This window comes from Cyclobacterium sp. SOCE241, from assembly GCF_056867545.1.
In genome coordinates this window covers 6015410-6033528 of the sequence record NZ_CP149779.1, presented here as the reverse complement: position 1 = coordinate 6033528, position 18119 = coordinate 6015410, and the positions used below count along the sequence as shown (strand labels likewise).

General features: G+C 37.8%; 11 protein-coding genes and 2 pseudogenes. 5 read left to right on the top strand and 8 right to left on the bottom strand.

Going from position 1 to position 18119, the window contains the following annotated elements; all coding sequences use genetic code 11:
- Window positions 1-9: 9 nt before the first annotated feature.
- Entirely contained in the window at window positions 10-3156 is a 3147-nt protein-coding gene (locus tag WG932_RS30560) for a SusC/RagA family TonB-linked outer membrane protein (RefSeq protein ID WP_483086407.1), read from the bottom strand.
- Window positions 3157-4572: 1416 nt separating this feature from the next.
- Between WG932_RS30560 and WG932_RS30555 the strand changes: the two genes are divergently transcribed.
- Window positions 4573-5286 (top strand): NUDIX hydrolase, encoded by a 714-nt coding sequence (locus WG932_RS30555; protein ID WP_014021436.1) that lies wholly within the window; start codon window positions 4573-4575, stop codon window positions 5284-5286.
- Window positions 5287-5850: 564 nt separating this feature from the next.
- Here WG932_RS30555 and WG932_RS30550 read toward each other — a convergent pair.
- The 5 genes and pseudogenes from WG932_RS30550 to WG932_RS30530 all read right to left on the bottom strand — a co-directional run bounded on the left by WG932_RS30550 (window position 5851) and on the right by WG932_RS30530 (window position 11649).
- Window positions 5851-8022 (bottom strand): annotated as a pseudogene (locus WG932_RS30550) (bifunctional alpha,alpha-trehalose-phosphate synthase (UDP-forming)/trehalose-phosphatase).
- A 290-nt stretch (window positions 8023-8312) separates the two neighbouring features.
- Complete coding sequence (locus tag WG932_RS30545; protein WP_014021434.1) at window positions 8313-8675, bottom strand: hypothetical protein; 363 nt, start codon at window positions 8673-8675, stop codon at window positions 8313-8315.
- Window position 8676: 1 nt separating this feature from the next.
- On the bottom strand, window positions 8677-8868 hold the full coding sequence (locus WG932_RS30540; RefSeq protein WP_483086406.1) for a penicillin acylase family protein: 192 nt from the start codon (window positions 8866-8868) through the stop codon (window positions 8677-8679).
- Window positions 8865-11087 carry a penicillin acylase family protein gene (locus tag WG932_RS30535; RefSeq protein WP_483086405.1) on the bottom strand — a complete coding sequence of 741 codons (2223 nt, stop codon included), beginning with the start codon at window positions 11085-11087 and terminating at the stop codon, window positions 8865-8867. Before WG932_RS30535 ends, WG932_RS30540 begins: the two co-directional genes overlap by 4 nt.
- The gene (locus tag WG932_RS30530; RefSeq protein WP_014021432.1) at window positions 11080-11649 is read right to left on the bottom strand and encodes a DUF2911 domain-containing protein; all 570 of its coding nucleotides are present in this window, start codon (window positions 11647-11649) and stop codon (window positions 11080-11082) included. Before WG932_RS30530 ends, WG932_RS30535 begins: the two co-directional genes overlap by 8 nt.
- Window positions 11650-11966: 317 nt before the next feature.
- Between WG932_RS30530 and WG932_RS30525 the strand changes: the two genes are divergently transcribed.
- Both WG932_RS30525 and WG932_RS30520 read left to right on the top strand, forming a co-directional pair.
- Window positions 11967-12608 carry a hypothetical protein gene (locus WG932_RS30525; RefSeq protein WP_483086404.1) on the top strand — a complete coding sequence of 214 codons (642 nt, stop codon included), beginning with the start codon at window positions 11967-11969 and terminating at the stop codon, window positions 12606-12608.
- Window positions 12494-13021, top strand: a complete 528-nt coding sequence (locus tag WG932_RS30520) for an endonuclease/exonuclease/phosphatase family protein (RefSeq protein WP_483088755.1) — start codon at window positions 12494-12496, stop codon at window positions 13019-13021. Before WG932_RS30525 ends, WG932_RS30520 begins: the two co-directional genes overlap by 115 nt.
- Here WG932_RS30520 and WG932_RS30515 read toward each other — a convergent pair.
- Window positions 12996-13739 carry an efflux RND transporter permease subunit gene (locus WG932_RS30515; RefSeq protein ID WP_483086403.1) on the bottom strand — a complete coding sequence of 248 codons (744 nt, stop codon included), beginning with the start codon at window positions 13737-13739 and terminating at the stop codon, window positions 12996-12998. The two genes, WG932_RS30520 and WG932_RS30515, sit on opposite strands and share 26 nt — an antisense overlap.
- Complete coding sequence (locus tag WG932_RS30510; protein WP_483086402.1) at window positions 13724-15271, bottom strand: efflux RND transporter permease subunit; 1548 nt, start codon at window positions 15269-15271, stop codon at window positions 13724-13726. The genes WG932_RS30515 and WG932_RS30510 overlap by 16 nt, the downstream gene beginning before the upstream one ends.
- Before the next feature lie 204 nt (window positions 15272-15475).
- Between WG932_RS30510 and WG932_RS30505 the strand changes: the two are divergent.
- Together WG932_RS30505 and WG932_RS30500 are read left to right on the top strand one after the other, a co-directional pair.
- A pseudogene (locus WG932_RS30505) lies at window positions 15476-17343 on the top strand (M1 family metallopeptidase).
- 251 nt (window positions 17344-17594) lie between these two features.
- A complete protein-coding gene (locus WG932_RS30500; RefSeq protein ID WP_149394335.1) occupies window positions 17595-17987 on the top strand; it encodes a hypothetical protein in 393 nt (130 codons plus the stop codon).
- Window positions 17988-18119: the final 132 nt, after the last annotated feature.

The following is an 18119-nucleotide window of genomic DNA, read 5'->3' as shown; positions in this document are numbered from 1 at the left end:
TTTTGACATTTAAAAGGTAATCCTTGCACCTAATGTATAAACTCTCTGCATCGGGTATTCGATAGCACCTGAATAAATTGTTTCAGGATCCAAAGGCTTACGAATTGGAGAATATTCCCAAAGATTCATACCTGAAAAATAGATGTTGGCATTTTGAAAACCTATGGTTTCCATCCAGTTTTGAGGAAGGTTGTATCCTAGGTTCATGTTTTTCAGACGGATATAGCCTGCATTTTGTAGGAACCTGCTTTGTGTTAGAATGTTCTTCTTGTCATTGGTTGAGATATGAGGTGCTGCAAAATAAGCGTCTCTGTTATCTTCAGACCATGAGTCGGTTATAAAATACTCTTCCACATGTCCTGCATTGAAAGGGAAGAACCAGGTCCAGTTTCCTGAAGTAGGCCAGTGATCCCTTTTCCAAATACCTTGGAAGAATAAATTTAAGGTGAAGTTTTTCCACTGGAAATTATTATTCAAACCAAAACTCAATCTCGGCGTTTCATTACCGATAATTTTTCTATCTCCCGGATCACTCAAGGTATTATTACCCGGAGAAATTATACCATCTCCGTTCAAATCAGCATATTGAATGTCACCGGCTCTCCAGTTGGCACCCAATCTTGACTGGTCAGGAGCATTGTCAACCTCTTCTTGTGATTGGAAAATACCTACAGTTTCATAACCCCAGATTTCTCCAAGTTTCTGACCTACATAATACTGACTGATCACTCCTTCAGGATTAATAAATTTGGTGATCTCTGCCGTCCAGTCAGACAATGCCAACGTAACATCATAGTTCAAGTCATTGTTAACCTGATCTTTCCAGGTAAGGGCCAATTCCCAACCGGTAGTTCTCAAATCGGCAGCGTTGGATTGAGGAGCATTGGTTCCCAAAATGGAAGGGTATTCCTGACGCATCAACATGTCTTTGGTTTCCCTTGAATACACATCAAATGAAGCGTCGATCTTACCTCCAAACAAGGTAACGTCTACACCAATATTCTGAGAAACAACAGTTTCCCAAGTCAAAGTAGGACTTACAAGACCTGCAGCAGAAACATAAGGCGTACGCTGTCCGGCACTCATCATAAAGCCTGACTGACCTGTACCTAATGTAGGAATATATGGGTAATAGTTACTACCTAATAATTGGTTTCCTAAAGTACCATATGACGCACGGATTTTTAACTCATCCATCCAGTTTTTGGTGCCTGCCATCCAGGCTTCGTTAGAAATCCTATACCCCGCAGAAAAAGAAGGGAAGAATCCGAATCTACTGTCAGAAGGGAATCTTGAAGTTCCATCATATCGTCCATTGGCTTCCAATAAGAAACGCTCATCAAAGATGTAATTTACTCTGTAGAATGCACCTCTCAAAGATACGTGGCTACTGCTACCAAAAGTTTGTTGCAAACCTGTAGTGGCATTCAAATCAGTAATCAATGGTGTCAATAATGTATTAGCTTGGGCTCTTATCAATTTATTTTGACCCCATTCCTGGTTGAAACCAACCATCGTAGTCAAGCTATGAACTTCAGGAAGGTCAAATTTATAATCCGCATAGGCATTGAATACATAATACTGATTATAGCTGGCTCTTTCGTCAATAAAGTCATTACCACTGAATCCATTGCTAATCAGTCCATCAGCAAGTAAGTTGGTATCTACAATCTCAATCTTACTGGCTACATTTTGCTCAGAACGATGGAAGAAATTATAGGAGAAATTAGACTTTATTGTCAAACCTTTAGCCGGAGTAAGGGTTACTCCTTGTGTCAACCAAATATCATTGTTGGTCCAGGTAGATCGTCCACCATCTTCCAAATATGGGAAGAAGTTGGTACCGCCAAAATACATTCCAATATAAGGCGCATACGTTTCTCTATCCCCTTCGGTCACATAATATGGAAGGTCAGGAAAAGATATTGGCATGATCGGGTTTACCCTGGCAAGTGAGTTGATGTTTACATCCCAGTTATAGAAGTAAGGCTTATCACTTTGTTGGGAGTTGATCACGATTTTTTCATCCAAGGTCAACCAATCGGTTACTTTGAATTCACCTTTCATCAAGACATTGTAACGCTTGAAGTTTTCGTTTCGGTCAGAATTAAGGTAACCGTCTTTGTTGAGGTGTCCGATCGATACAAAATATTTTGAATTTTCTGATCCTCCGGAAATTGACAAATCATGTTGCTGAGATGGAGCAAATTCGGTCATGATTTGATCTTGGTAATTATTGAAACCATAAAATCTCAAATTTCCATCAACCACACCCCAAGCATTTTCTTCCGTTGGGTTTTCAGACCACCTTTTGGTACCATCAATCATGTCCTGATCATAAGCAGGCCTACCATTTGTTCTTTCATTGGCCAGGTTTCTTGCTTGCACAAAGCGATAAGGATCAGTAATAGGATCCATATTAAAGATTGGCTTACCTAATGAAAATTGACTATTTAGGGAAACGCGAACTTTACCCGCTTTACCACTTTTGGTGGTTACCAAAACAACACCAAAAGCTGCCCTTGCTCCGTATACAGCAGCTGCAGAAGCATCTTTGAGCACAGAAACACTTTCAATATCATTTGGGTTAATTCTGTTTAGATCCATAGGTACGTTATCCACTAATATAAGTGGAGAACCGCCATTAATGGATTGGTATCCCCTGATATTAAAACTAGGACTTTGAGAAGGATCACCATTTTGAGGTGCAATATTCAAGTTTGGAATGACACCTTGCAAACCTTCACCAACGTTGGCAATGGGTCTGTTCTGTAATCTTTCACTTGTCGCCACACCTACGGCTCCCGTCAGGTTAACTTTTTCTTGGGTACCATAACCTACTACGACAACCTCATCAAGAGATTGCGTGTCTTCTTTCAAAGTAATATTGATGGTACTTCGGTTGCCTACATTTACAGTTTGACTTTCGAATCCGATAAATGAAAATACAATCTCTGCATTTTCGTCAACTGTCAATGAAAATTTACCGTCCAAGTCTGTCGCAGTACCAATGTTAGTTCCGGGAACTGAAACTGTGGCTCCCGGTATTGGCATGCCGTTTTCGTCTGTAACGGTACCGGATACGGTAATATCAGCATCTGCATTAATAATCTTGGCGCTTGCTAATTCCGTTGGTACCTTTTGAATGTTTTCCAAATTTTTGTCTAAACCTTCCGTTTGGGCTTTTAGTCCCACGGAAAACAAACAAAAAAGGATTGCCGGTAGCCATGACATCGGTTGCATAGCCCGGTAAAAATGTAAACTTTTTTCATAGTGGATTATTTGTTAATTGATTTAATTCTTTCCGAGATCTCCTCTCGGATCTTTACTTTACTCTTCCTGCATTAATTTTTAACCATAGGCATTAAATAAGTATAGTTCACCAAAATTACTTTTATAAAATTCAAAATATTGATCTGCACTAAGATCAAATACTTGATATTTTCTACGTTTAAGTAAAATCTACCTGAATGAAACCATATTTACTTGGGAAAGAGAGGTTATTTTAGGTTTCTCCAAAATTTTACATCGTCGAAGTTTAGTTATATTTTTAGAAAGAAAAAAATTTATCGAAAAAAAATGTAAATATTCAAGATAAAATTTAACATTAACGTTTTAGTTTTAAATAATAAAAAAATGTTAAATTTTAATTAATACCGATAACTCAATATCAATGGTTCAAACAAAGGTTTAACGGCAAAAATAAGTTTTTCATCAAAGAAAATAGAAGCTTAGCAATGATCCTTTATTTATTATATCATAGATTATTTTAATTATATATTATTCTCAAATTCACCAGTAATCACTAATTCGGTCCCAACACAATATTTAGGTAATACTAACACTGGGGACTGAAATGCTAAAAACACCTGAAATTTTGGATTAAGGACTAACTCTTCATCCAACAGACCAATTTTCTCAATTGAACATTTTAAATATTTACCGTAACCCTCTCTTCATTAAGCGTTTACTTAGAAGGGTGCCTTAATTTTACTATTTTTTGCGCAATCGGCTTCATTCGTTTCATAATCAAAGCAATTGGCATGAATTTGATTTTAAGGAAGCCCAAATTCCCATTAATAAAACTATAAGCTCAATAATTAGTCAAAATAGCCTTAATTGAATACAGGCAAATACGGCAAATTCATATAAAAATACCAAGGATATTTTTTATTATCCCTCCAATATCTCCAGCAAAAGCTGAAGGGGCAGCAAATCGTTTTAGAAGAATAATTTTAAGAAAGCCCGAGTGACATTTAACACAAATATCATGTGTTCATAAAACAAAGCTTTAAAAACAACCGTTAAATATAAAAAAAACAATCAACTAGTATTTTATGACATTTTTTAAACCAAGATATTCTCCATTGATGTAATTATTGAATTTTTTGGTTAAAGATATGAGTACATTTAAAAAAATAACGAAATTTACCGAATCAAAAAAGCAATAAAACCATAAATAATAAAAAATTTAGAACTAACAACTTCACGGGTACGTTACTCATTTTGTGAAGGTTATCTTATTGACATTTTCATTTATTGAGTGATTTATTAACAAAAACTAAATTAGCAATGTTTAAATATTCGAGTCAAACCAGGGTTTTAGTGGCTGTGGATTGTATAATCTTCGGGTTTGATGGTACAGATTACAATTTATTAATGGTTAATAGGGGTTTTTCTCCCGAAAAAGAAAAATGGAGCCTCATGGGAGGTTTTCTGAAAGCGAATGAATCACTGGATGAGTCAGCCAATCGAATACTCTATGAACTCACAGGCTTAGAAAATGTATTCATGGAGCAAATGCATACGTTTAGCAAACCCAATAGGGATCCCATAGAAAGAGTTGTAGGGGTAGTATATATGGCTCTAATTGATATTAAAAAATACCAGCACCAGCCCCACGATGATTTTCAAGCCCGTTGGTTTCGTATGGATCAAATTCCAAAATTAATTTTTGACCACCAAGAGATGGTTGAAATGGCTTTTAATAGGCTAAGAAGCAAAGCTGCTTTTCATCCGATATTATTTGAATTATTGCCTGAGAAGTTTACATTACCCAAACTTCAGACTTTGTATGAAAAGTTGTTTGCCACCAAAATTGACAAACGAAATTTCACAAGGAAACTGCTCTCTAGTAAAATCATCCAAAAAATTGAAGAAAAAGACAAAACAGCTTCAAAAAAGGGAGCCTTCTACTATACTTTGAACCCTTCCACGTATAAGGAGAATTTTCAAAGGACGCTTAACCTCATTCCTAAAAGTGAAATACCTTCACTAATTGAGTAAGAAAAATCCGAATAGGTTAGGTAATTTCAAGCAACCATCACCCCTTGGAATGATAAAGCGCTATAAAAAGGCACTCCTACTTAAACCGGAAATTAGAAATAGACCATTGGCTAGGTGCTGAAACCTTTTTTATAACCAGCGCTATTGTTCTTGATGGACCACCCTTGCCGGCAGACAGGTTCACCATAGCAATACCCTACTAGAACCCCAAAACAACCTGATTTACTTGCGATTTAATTTCTTCTGGAGACAGAGCTTAGGAAGCCCTATAGCCATAATCTAATCTTTTAAAAATATGCAATAGACTATCTATTACGTGCTGAAACCACTTCAAAATCAGCTACTTCGTTGCTGTTTTCAATTTCACCATAGCGGTGCTATGCTAAAATCTCCAAACAGCCTGATTTTCTTGCGAGTGCAACACTAAACACGGGAGAGGCTATCACGAATCTTATTACATAACCCGGGTTTAAATCTTAATTAGGGGATAAAAAAGCAAAACCGTAGCATTTTTAAAATACTACGGTTTTGTTTAATTAAGGCAGCACCTTGCTGTTAGTCCCCCTATTCCAACAAACTTTTCAGCAACTCCCGCACTGCTTGAGGGTTTTTGATATTGTAATTGGCCTGTGTATAGGTATAGCCTACCCTAATGGTGTAAGCGTTTTTAGGCATGGCTTTAAAAGTATCTTCATCTGTCCAATCATCTCCAAGAGCCATAATAAAGTCGTAATCCTCCCCTTTCATCATGGCTGTGGCAGCTCGACCTTTATTAATATCCGGCCTTTTGATTTCCAGTACTTTATTTCCTTCCAAAACCTGCAAGTTATGACCTCTGGCCATGTATTTCAGGTGGCTAAACAGTTCTCTCATTCGAAGATCACCCAGACCGCTCTCCACTTTTCTAAAATGCCATACAAGAGAATGGTGTTTTTCTTCAATCAAAGCTCCAGGAGTCCGTAACACATAATACTCCATTACTTTTCTGATGTCTTCTTTCCAACTGTCATCTACCTCTGCATACAATATCCAATCTTCTTTCTGGTCCTTTCTTTTTAACCACACCCCATGTTCTGCAATCATGTCTACTTTCTGCCCTTCAAACCAAGCTCCAAGGGTTTCCTTATCCCTACCACTGATTATCACTGTTTGGCATTTTTGTGCTAGTTTGGCGACCAGTACCTTCAACTCCTCATCAGGAAAAGCATCTTGTGGTTTTCCTTTAAACCCTACCAAAGTACCATCATAATCCAAAAATAGTAAAGGTTTCTTGGCAGCATTAAATGCCTTCTTCATTTGGGCCATAATTTTCTTATCCAAGGCTTTGGATTCCAGATCAGCTTGTTTCTCTTTCACAAACTGTAACCTGTCCATAAACACTTTGACCCACTGAAAAATATCGTATTTTTTAAACTTGCCTGCATGGATGTAATTCTCAACTCCTGCTCTTCTTCATCCATAGACAGGGCTTCCACAATGGCACTGGTCACCCCTTCCTGATCATTAGGATTGACCAAAATAGCATCCACAAGTTCTTTACTGGCCCCAGCCATTTCAGAAAGTATTAATACTCCTTTTTTATCTGTTTTGCTGGCTACAAATTCTTTACATACCAGATTCATTCCATCCCTAAGTGGAGTTACCAAAGCAATATCTGACATGCTGTAAAAAGCACTTAACTCATTGAAAGGGAAACTGCGGTAAAAATAATGGATCGGCACCCAGTTTAGGGTTGAAAATTTACTGTTAATATGACCAACCAGCGTGTCAATCTCTTCTTTCAAAGTTTGGTAAGACTGCACTTGATCTCTAGAGGGGACCACCACCATTATCATGGATACCTTTCCTCTGTATTTAGGATTTTCATCCAATAGTTTTTCGAAAACTTTGATTCGATTAGGAATTCCTTTGGAATAATCCAGCCTATCTATGGTTATCAGCAGCTTTTGGTCCCCCAAAGTTTGCTTAAACTTCTTGACATGGTTTTTTGTCTTAGGACTTAAGGCTGCTTTTTCAAATTTCTCATAGTCGATCCCCATCGGAAAGGCATCAACATTCACCAGTCTATTGTCAGCTTGGATGAATCCACTTTCATTGGATAGCCCCAAAATTCTTCCCACCGCACTTAAAAAGTGTCGCATGTCATCATAGGTATGAAAACCAATCAAATCTGCGCCAACCATTCCTTCAAGCATTTGTTTCCTCCAAGGAAGCATCCGCATGATTTCATAAGAAGGAAAAGGAATGTGCTGAAAAAGGCAATTGTTGCATTGGGCAATTTTTCTCTCAGCATCATAGGAAGTAACAAGAGTTGATAATCATGTACCCAAATGGTATCACTATCACTTGCTTTGGCTAAAATTGCATCACAGAATTTTTGTTTACATTCCAATAGGCATCCCAATATTCATCCTCATAATTGATATGCTGGGTAAAATAATGAAAGGCAGGCCATATGGTTTCATTGCTAAACCCCTCATAATATAACTCCACATCCTTTTTAGTAAGAAAGACAGGAGCCATTTTTAATTTTTTAAGCTCGTCAACCACTTCCTTTCTTTGACCTTCATCTTCCACATCATTACCGGGCCAACCTATCCATATGTTCTCTCCTTCTTTATAGATAGAACCCAGACCGGTGGCCAAACCACCCGCACTTGGCTTAAATTCAAATTTCCCGTTTTTATGTTGTAAACTAATTGGTAGTCTATTTGAAACGATAATTGTTTTTGACATTATTTTGTGTTGGTTTATTTTAAAAATTTTTACAAAAGTGAATTTTACTTTTAACCGAATCTATCAATCGTAAATCAACTGTATTTTTTAAGTCGCCTGTTTCTTTATCTATACATTGGTTTATTCAAAGCTCCTGATTATTTATTCCATTTACCAAGAATCACCACGCATATTGAATAATCCGGAGAAAAATGTCATTTTGGGTATGAAGTCCATTCTAATATAATCAAATTGGGAAGAAATAAAAACTATCAAGTAAATGACAAGTATTAAGTCTCTCCATGAACACCTCAATATCCGACATTTCGTTCCCTAAACAATTTTCCCAAAAAATTACCTGTCAATGCACTAGAGCCTCCAATCAAAAAGCCCATGACACCGGTAATGCCTACTAAAATTGTTCCATTGGAAAAACCCATAATGTGGGAAAACTTGTCGGGAAGGTCTGAACCCGATACTGACCAAATAGTCAATGATACGATGATCCAAACACTTGCTACTCCGATGGCACCGGCAATAAAAGCAAGAAAAGCTGCTCCTCTAAACCATGCCGAAACTGCCCCTATAAGAATCATCATTACATAATAAGGTACTATTGCCCCTAAAAGGAAGGCCATAAGTGCTATCACTAACAAATGTATGATGAATTTCATATCAATCTGCGCTAAATTTTGTATAAAACAAATCTCCTAAAGTTTTGTTTCTGTCCCGCAAGCCTATTGTTAAATATTCACCGGAAGCCCAAGCATCAACCAGATTATCATAGTACTTGCTTCCCGGGTTTCCTGATTGTCCTCCGGGATAAACACCCACAGCTTTTATTTCCGACCCCATCTCTACAATCATTCTCCAACCCGGCCCCCAGTCTGCAGCAGAAGCATTGACAATTCCTTTCCCCCTCCTATTGGAATATTAAACCTTCCAAATGGAGTTAAGTTTGGGATCAGATGACTTATATGTGTGTTTTTATAGGAGGACCAGCTGATCGAATCTGTCTCTGCAGTAAGCGCTTCCATTTCTCCAACCATTCCTGAAAACCCTTTATTAATCCAAAAAGTAGCACCTTCTACCTTGTTGGTTTGGGGATCGTCAAACCAGTCAGCATTGGGCTCATTTTTCATACTATTCGCGAGGTTGAATTTATTGGGATAGGAAATGGGCAAACCCTTTGCCTCCCAAGTTGCAAACAAACCCCGCTCTATTTGGTCCCACCAAGATTGAAACAAAGCAGGTGCCATTTCATCTGCAGCGGCATCATAGTCCCAAGCTTCTAAACGAGCCAACCACTTTTCTCCGAGCACTTTATTCTCCCCATTCAGACTATCCAGCATCAGCGGCAATATTTCTGAAGCATGTAAGTTATAATTATCCAATTGCAATGCCTTCATGTCGTCAATTGTAATAGACGTTTGTTGCAATAATTGGTCCGAAATCCTTCTATTTCTAAAATATTCAAAATTATTGTTGTAAACAAAATAGGGATAATTATCAGAGACCGGGTGTTGATTGGCAGAAGTAACAAAATGTTTTTCAGGATTTATTTCTTCGGCATTATGCTCTCCGGGAATATACCCTTGCCATTCGTATATGGGCTTGCTGCCATCCATCAAGTATTTGCCTTGCCCCCTCCATTTTAAGGGAAATTTCCCCTGAACCTTAATGCCAATATCTCCATTTCGAGAGGCAAACACAAAATTTTGGGCAGGAGCCGCATAATGACTGAGCGCTCCCTCAAAATCCGGATAACCTTTGGCTTTGTTTAAGTGAATAAATGTTTTTTGCTCATTGGAATCCCCATGTGCTGTCCACTTCAAAGCAAAGTTCACCGGTTTTCCTTTCATTTTGAAATTCCTGTCATAAACTATTGGACCATAATGGGTGTAAATTACCGTATCGACGAAATCATTTTGTCCTTTCACGGAGAATATTTCCAGCTGACGCCTACTTTGTATCCATTGGCCATTGTATAAATACTCTTCTCTGGAGGAATCCTTAAAGGTAATTTTGTACCAATCTTTCACATCTCTGTCCGCATTGGTCATTCCCCAAGCCAAATTTTCATTAAAGCCGATGATTACACCCAAGGTTCCGGGCAAGGTGGCTCCTTTGACAGTATATTCAGGAGTGCTTAGCTGAGCTGCAAACCATAAGGAAGGCAGGTTAAGGGCCAAATGAGGGTCATTGGCTAAAATTGGAAAACCAGAAGCAGTTTTCTCCCCAGAAACCACCCAATTGTTTGATCCCAATCCTGGTTCTTTTTCCGGTAACAATTGGGAAATTTTGATAGAATCAATATAGGTACTATCAGGCTCTTCTACTTCAATAGGTATAAAATCCCAATCATCTTTTGCTACCACAGGCAACACATCTTGGGGATAATCAGGAAAAAGTCTATTCTGCCAGTCGGAACCAAACAAATTTCGAAAATTCGTATTGGCCAAATCGCTGTCACCTGAAAGTGTTTCCGCCATATTCATCAGAAATAGAAGTGTTTTGTACGGACTCCAAGGTTCAGGGTAATAATCTAAAAGTTTATATTCCAAAGGTAATTCTGCCTGTGAGAGTTGGGCAATGTATGCATTCACACCCTCAGCATATGCCTCCATCAACTGTAGTGTTTCAGGGTCATTATTTTTGAGGTACTTCAGTTTATTTTTTGCTCCAAAGCCTAAGCCTTTTCTCCGCATTTCCCTATCCCTGTTTAAAGCTACTTCTCCAACAATTTCAGAAAGCCTCCCTTCGGCAGCCAAAACCTGAAACTCCATTTGCCATAACCTATGCCTTGCAGTGGTAAAACCTTGAACCAAATAAAGGTCTTTTTCATTTTCCGCAAAAATATGTGGGATTAGATTTTCATCGTAGGTCACCTCTACTTCTGCTTGAAGTCCGGCTATGTTTACTTCAGTTTCAGGATCATAATCTTCACTATACGCATTTTGCCAAAACCCCTTGAAGGGATCAAAAATCTTTGCCAAAGGAGGTAAATTGCCCAAGTTTATAGACAAACCTACAGCCAATAATAATGAAAACAACAATGAAAAAAGAACCCTATATATTTCATTCAATATTTACCAATACTTTAGCTTTTTCCCATTTTATCTCTATTCCTTCATTTACTACTTCTATGGAAAGTATTTCCTGATGGTCAGTCACAAAAGTAGGGCTGACATCCACCCGTATAACATCATTTTCTTCATTGTATTGGAAATGACCATGTTCCAGGTCCCAATCTGCATTTAAAATAATGGTCCAAGGTTCATTTTCCCTAGGAATCGTAAACAAAGAATACCTCCCTGCCTCCACAGCTTCACCTTCTACTACAACATCTTTCTCAAATGTTACATTAGTAGCTTCATTCGCTCCTGTTCTCCAAACTTCACCATAGGGCACCAAATCTCCCCAAATCACTCGGCCCTTTACCGATGGAGCACCATATTCCACAGCTATTGCCTTTCCTCCAATATTCCCGGAAGAAGATTTTAAAGGACTTGCCCTTTCTTTTACTTCTTTTGCCGTATCCTCTATCATCGTATCATTTGACTTGGAAGACGGGTTGGAACAGGAGAAAACCCCAAAGCAAATAGAAAAAACTGATAAACTAAAAAATAGTTTCCTAAGGTCATTCATAGTGATTAAGATTAAATTTTACACTAATCTATGTAATTTTTCCTTAATCATCCATGCATTATAGGTTAAATATCAAATTCCTGCTACCCATGGTAAATCTCTTGTTTAAATGAACTTCCAAGCCCCAAATATTGGCTTATTTGCAGGCAAGCAAAAACTTCCATTTTTTGGTTAGCAGGATATTTTTAATTTTGGGTTAAAATTCATGGCCTTGAAAAATATGTTGGAGTAAAATGTGCCAATACCGGTAGTAAAAAATAAATCTATTGGTATCGCATAAAATTATTACCAATTTGTGAGTTATTTAAATCTTCACTATGCGCTTTATTATTGTTACAATTTTTTTTATTTCAATGGCCCTCTTTTTCAGTGTGCATATTTCACCTGAAACATGGGATTATACCGGCCTTTTGCCTTTGCTTATTCCTGTATTTTTAGTGCTTAATATTTTTCTTGTCGTCTTATTACTTTTCGGAAGATTTCGGCTGATAATTTACCCGTTTTTGGTTCTAATCATTGGCTGGAAATTTCTTGTGATTACTTTTCAATGGAATGAACCTGACACAAGTACGGAAGGTTTTACATTTTTGAGCTACAATACCATGTTATTTAACAATAGCTGGGGAAATGGAAACGAAAATAAGATAACAAATTCAATAAAATGGGCAAAGGAAAATCCCTCGGATATCAAATGTTTTCAGGAGTTTTATCAAGATTATACGACCCCGTCAAGAAATTCCCTCAAGATGATCAGCGATAATGGGACTTATGAATATGCCTATTATTCTGCGAATGGGAATGAAAAAAGAAATCCTACGGCATTGCCATTTTTAGTAAATACCCCATCATCAATAGTGGTAAGGTCTTTGACAATAAAAGAAATAATGGGGCCATGTTTGCAGATATTAAAATCAATCAGGATACCATTAGGGTGTATAATACCCATTTGGAGTCAATGAATATCAAAGCTGCCGACCTTGACAATTTGGATGGAATAAAAAATCAATACAGGTCAACCATAAAGAAATTAAAAGAGGGAATAAAGCTTAGAACTTCCCAGATGTTGTTGTTAAAAAAGCACATGGCAGATAGCCCCTACCCACTGATTTTAGCAGGGGATTTTAATGATTTGCCTTATAGTTATACTTACTTCAAGCTTAGGGAAGATTTGGAAAACGCTTTTGAAAGTAAAGGCCGAGGCTTTGGCTTTACCTATAACAAGGTTTTGTTTTTCTTGCGCATAGACAATATGTTTTTTGATAAGGCCTTGGAAGTTTTACAATTTAAAACTTTAAGAGAAGTCGATTATTCAGATCATTATCCAATTTCGGCTGTATTTGCCTTTCCTAGTCAGAAGAAAGCCGCCGATTGACTTTTTGCTGAATCACCTTTTTGAAGGGTAGCAACAATAAAGGCAGCCAAAACAAATCTGCCAAAACAGCAAACACCAATGAAAGACTCACTAAAACGCCTGTAAACCAAGGGATTTCTAAATCACTAAAGGTTAACATAGCAAAGCCGGAAACCAAAATAATGGTGGTCAGTACAATGGCCTTACCGGTGGTCAAAAAGGTATTGAACAAAGCTTTAGACAAATCTTGACCTTTCATCATTTGCATCCTTAAGTTGGTCATAAAATGAATACTATCGTCCACTGCAATCCCAAAAGCAATGGCAAAGACTATTGAGGTGGACAATTTAAAATCTATCCCAAACCAATACATAACACAGCCTACCCAAACCAAAGGAACAATATTTGGCAAAAGAACAAGAAAAGATACTCTCCAGGATCTGAAAAGAAAACCAATGATAATCCCAACAAGCAAGAAAGCAAAACCGAGACCGGTAAAAACCTTATGCGTTACTAATTCATGGCTTTTATCAATTAAAAAAGACGTTCCTGTCAACCTGACCTTGAGCAGATTATCGTCAATATTCTTTGCTACAAATGCTTCTAATTTTTCCTCTTGTTTTTTACCTAATAAACTCCCATTGTCTGCTGTTCTTGAGGAAAGCCTGCCCTCTGTTTTATCTTTAGTCCATAATTTTAAATTTTGGTTTATTCCTATTCTCTCTATGAATGGTTGCATCCTTTCATAAGCCAAAGCGGAAGGCAACGTAAATGCTTTTGAACTCCCCGGTTTTGTGCTTTATTGACCGCTTTCACAGCAGTCAAAGGAGACATAATAAAAGCTGAATTGTAATTTTCACCGATAAATTCTTCCAGCTTTTTGATTTCTTGAAGCACCGGGTAGTCCAAAATGCTCCCATTTTTATCAGCTGCCTGAAGGTATACTTCCAAGGGCTTGGACCCTCCATAATTTTGGTCAAAAAACCGAAAATCCTCCAAAAGGGCATGGTCTTCCGGAAGGCTATCCAACAAATACCCATTCGTTTTAACCCGAGACATAAAATAACCGGCCACCAAAGTGATAAGTACAAATACGACAAAAATTAACTTCCGTCTATTTAAAGTCTCCACAAATAAAGTTTGTAAAAGCCTGTTCCATCTCCTTGCCCATATTTCCCGATTGGAGGATGGTAAAGGAGAAAGGTGATACAAGGCAAAAGGCAGTAGTGAAAAAAGGGCCAAAAACATAAACATTACACCGCAACCGGTATACACACCAAACCACTTCAAACTGGGAACATTGGTAAAATATAAGGATACAAACCCTAGAGAAGTAGTGAGAGCTGTTAAAAAGACCGGCAGACCCAGGGCTTTAAATGCGTTATAAATGGCTTCCTCCTTGGGTTGTTTGGAAGTCAAGGCGCTTTGGTAATGGTTGACCACATGTACCATTCCACTTAAACCAATTACCATTAATATGGGAGGTTGCATGACAGACATCACATCCAATTCCCCGCCCGTCAACAACAGGAAGGAAAGACTCCAAAAGATACCTGTAATAATTATTACGAAAGGCAAAACCACACCCCACCAAGAACGGTACATCAGCCAGAGTAAAAAAAGTACTCCACACATGGCAAACCCCAAGAAGAGTGAGAACTCTTTCTGAAGTAAGGCTACAAATGCCCCTTGGGCCTTTATTTTTCCGGCAGACCTAAAACCATCAATTTCATAGGTTTTTAATCGCTGTTCTATATTCGCATACAATGTGTCTCCCTGTTCTTTGGCAATCATCTGCTTATTTTTCACCAAAAGGAGAAGAGAATTGCTTGGCTCATCAAATAAATTCCCATTCCACTGCCTGTCTTGTATGCTATTTTCAGCACTTTTGGAGAGGTTTTCCTTAGAAGACCAGTCTAACAGCTTCCTGTAATTAATCCCAAATGGACTGATAATCGGTTCTTTTTGGTCTAGTATTGAAACCACTCCATCCACCCCTTCCAATTGTTGTAACTCCATAGAAAAGGACAATGCCTTTGATAAAAAAGTGCTATCAAATATTCCCTGGTTATTTTGAAGTGCCAGCAATAAATAATCATTATCATTTTGAAAAGTAGCCCTATACTCCTGATAAAAATCCAAATCAGGATCATCTTGTTGAAAAAAGTTTTCAAAGTCATAATTAAAACTTACCCCTTGCCAAGAAACTACAAAGAATATTGACAGGATTACTGCAAAACCAAGTGCCCTATTGGACATTTTTTTATTCATTATTTGCGCTGTTTAGTTTTAAGACAAGAATAAAACTTTACACCTTCCTATTTTTCAACTCAGAAGGAAGGAAAAGTAAACTTAGGATATTTTTTTAGCCGGTGTATTCCATTCTTTTAATTGACCATTAAAACAGCCTAGGTTATTAAAGGTTTTGGCAGCTTGCATAATTTACTATAATTTAGAGCGAAAAATTAGGCACACATGAAAAAAATCACGGTACTTTTTCTTGCAGTCATGAGCATACATTTCTTGTTCGACCAAGAAGTTTTTGCGCAATCCCAAAGATGGCAGCAGTCGGTAAGTTATCAAATGGATATTGAAATGGATGTAAAAACCAATCAATATACAGGGAAGCAAACCATTGCATATAGCAATAATTCTCCGGACACACTCAATCAGCTCTTTTTTCATCTTTATTACAATGCTTTTCAGCCCAATAGCATGATGGATGTACGCTCAAGATCCATTAAAGATCCTGACAGACGCGTTGGGGATAGAATATCCAAGCTAACACCTGATGAAATCGGTTTTATTCATGTAGAATCTTTGTTAGTAAATGGACAAACCGTTGAGATGGAAGAAGTAGGAACCATCTTGGAGGTAAAGCTAACGGAACCTATAATGCCACATAGCACTGTTTTGTTGGAAAGCGAATTTACAGCACAAGTACCCCTACAAATTCGGAGAGCAGGAAGAGATAACGCAGAAGGTATTCGGTATTCCATGTCGCAATGGTATCCCAAACTGGCCAATTATGATGAACAAGGTTGGCACGCAAATCCTTATATAGGTAGAGAGTTTTACGGTATTTGGGGAGATTTTGATGTAAAAATCACTATTGACAAATCCTATATTCTAGGAGGTACAGGCTATCTGCAAAACAAGAATGAAATTGGCTTTGGGTATGAAGACGAAGGAGTAACGGTAAAAAACCTTCCGGCTCTACGCTCACCTGGCATTTTTATGCCCCTAAAGTACATGATTTTATGTGGGCTGCAGACCCAAAATACACGCATGAGAAACTAGTGACTGCGGATGGCATTACTTTACACCATTTGTATGTTAAAAGTAAGGAAACAAAAGACACGTGGCCAAAACTTAAGGAGTATACCGCTAAAACCATGGCCTATTTAAGTGAAAGATATGGAACCTACCCATATAAGCAGTATTCTGTAATCCAAGGTGGTGATGGTGGCATGGAATACCCCATGGCTACCTTAATTACAGGCCACAGACCAATGGGCAGCTTGGTGGGGGTGATGATGCACGAATTGGCTCACAGTTGGTTTCAGGGTGTATTGGCTTCTAATGAATCTCTTTATCCTTGGATGGACGAGGGTTTTACCACCTATGCCAGCACCCTTAGTATGGCCGATAATTACCTCAAACCTTCTGCAAAGGGACCATTAAAAGACTCCCCTCTTAAAGGAGCATATGTAGGTTACGAAAGACTGGTTGAATCGGGTCTTGAAGAACCACTTTCAACCCACGCAGATCATTTTCATACCAATACCGCCTATGGCTCTGCCTCCTATTCCAAAGGGGCCTTGTTTCTAGCCCAATTGGGTTATATTATTGGAGAGGAAACCCGAAATAAGGCCATGTTAAGGTATTGGGAAACGTGGAAATTCAAACATCCCAACGTAAATGATTTTATCCGAATCATGGAAAAAGAAAGCGGCATAGAGCTGGACTGGTACAAAGAGTATTGGGTGAACTCCACCAAAACAATAGATTATGCCATCTCCACAGTTACCGAAAAAGAAAATAACCTTGCTGTGGTCCTTGAAAGAAAAGGACAAATGCCTATGCCCATTGACCTTATTGTAACCTATGAAAATGGAGAAAAAGAAAGTTATTATTTCCCATTAGCAATTATGCGGGGAGGTAAAGCATCTGAAAGCAATTGGCCTGAAAGAGTAAAAACAACCAGATGGCCTTGGACCAACGAAACCGTAGAAATTAATATTGACCAATCCAATTCAAAAGTCACATCCATTCAAATTGACCCGTCAGAACGAATGGCAGATATTGACAAGTCCAATAATTTATGGACAAATGCCAAGTAGCATTCTTTCAAAGAAGGAAAAAGCCCTCATTAAGCTCCCCGCTTTTTGAGGGCTTTTTTTATGCTAAATTATTGGTATTCACTATAAATTCAATGATGGGTATAGCCCACTAGACCATACCAAAACCCAAAACAGCAACTCCTTTCATCCACACCTACACTCCTTCAACACCATAATAAACCGATCACATAAATAAAATTTGAATATTTTTCTTTTAATCATTGGGATTTTTATCAATATATATCTACCTTATGAAAGGATTAGTAACCATAAAACATCTAGACATGAGAGTAGCCACTTTATTCATTTTCTGTTTTTCGCTTTTTACCGTTGGATTGTATGCACAGGATCTTCCTGAAATAGAAAGGCAGACTAGGGACAAAACCTACCATTTCCAAGAGTTTGAATCCATGCAACTTGATGCATTTGACCCGGACAAGGTTTCTGTCACTACAAGCAATGAGGGAGATCTAGCTTTTGAAAGGTCACCGACAATGGTTGCACCAATGGGAAACTATAGGGATTTTAAAATCATTAAAATTACCCTACCTCCGAAATCAGCAATAGTACCACATAAAGACATTCCACTTCCTGAGCCTAAACAATACTTAGTGAAACGAATTGTGAAAGCGGAAGGAAATTGAATTTTTAATTGATTTAGATTTTTGATTTAAGGTTAAAGGTATTGGGTTTCACCCAATACCATTTTTTTTATAACCCCTTGCAATTCATAAACTTTACATTTTTTTATCGAATTGAGATCAGGTTTTATAAAC

What these genes read in the sequence shown, in the direction of transcription:
- WG932_RS30540 (WP_483086406.1), bottom strand. Translation starts at nt 8,868, where the DNA reads ATGATTGTAGAGATGGGGTCGGAAATAAAAGCTGTGGGTGTTTATCCC.
- WG932_RS30500 (WP_149394335.1), top strand. Translation starts at nt 17,595, where the DNA reads ATGAAAGGATTAGTAACCATAAAACATCTAGACATGAGAGTAGCCACT.
- WG932_RS30515 (WP_483086403.1), bottom strand. Translation starts at nt 13,739, where the DNA reads ATGCAACCATTCATAGAGAGAATAGGAATAAACCAAAATTTAAAATTA.
- WG932_RS30555 (WP_014021436.1), top strand. Translation starts at nt 4,573, where the DNA reads ATGTTTAAATATTCGAGTCAAACCAGGGTTTTAGTGGCTGTGGATTGT.
- WG932_RS30545 (WP_014021434.1), bottom strand. Translation starts at nt 8,675, where the DNA reads ATGAAATTCATCATACATTTGTTAGTGATAGCACTTATGGCCTTCCTT.
- WG932_RS30510 (WP_483086402.1), bottom strand. Translation starts at nt 15,271, where the DNA reads ATGAATAAAAAAATGTCCAATAGGGCACTTGGTTTTGCAGTAATCCTG.
- WG932_RS30530 (WP_014021432.1), bottom strand. Translation starts at nt 11,649, where the DNA reads ATGAATGACCTTAGGAAACTATTTTTTAGTTTATCAGTTTTTTCTATT.
- WG932_RS30525 (WP_483086404.1), top strand. Translation starts at nt 11,967, where the DNA reads ATGCGCTTTATTATTGTTACAATTTTTTTTATTTCAATGGCCCTCTTT.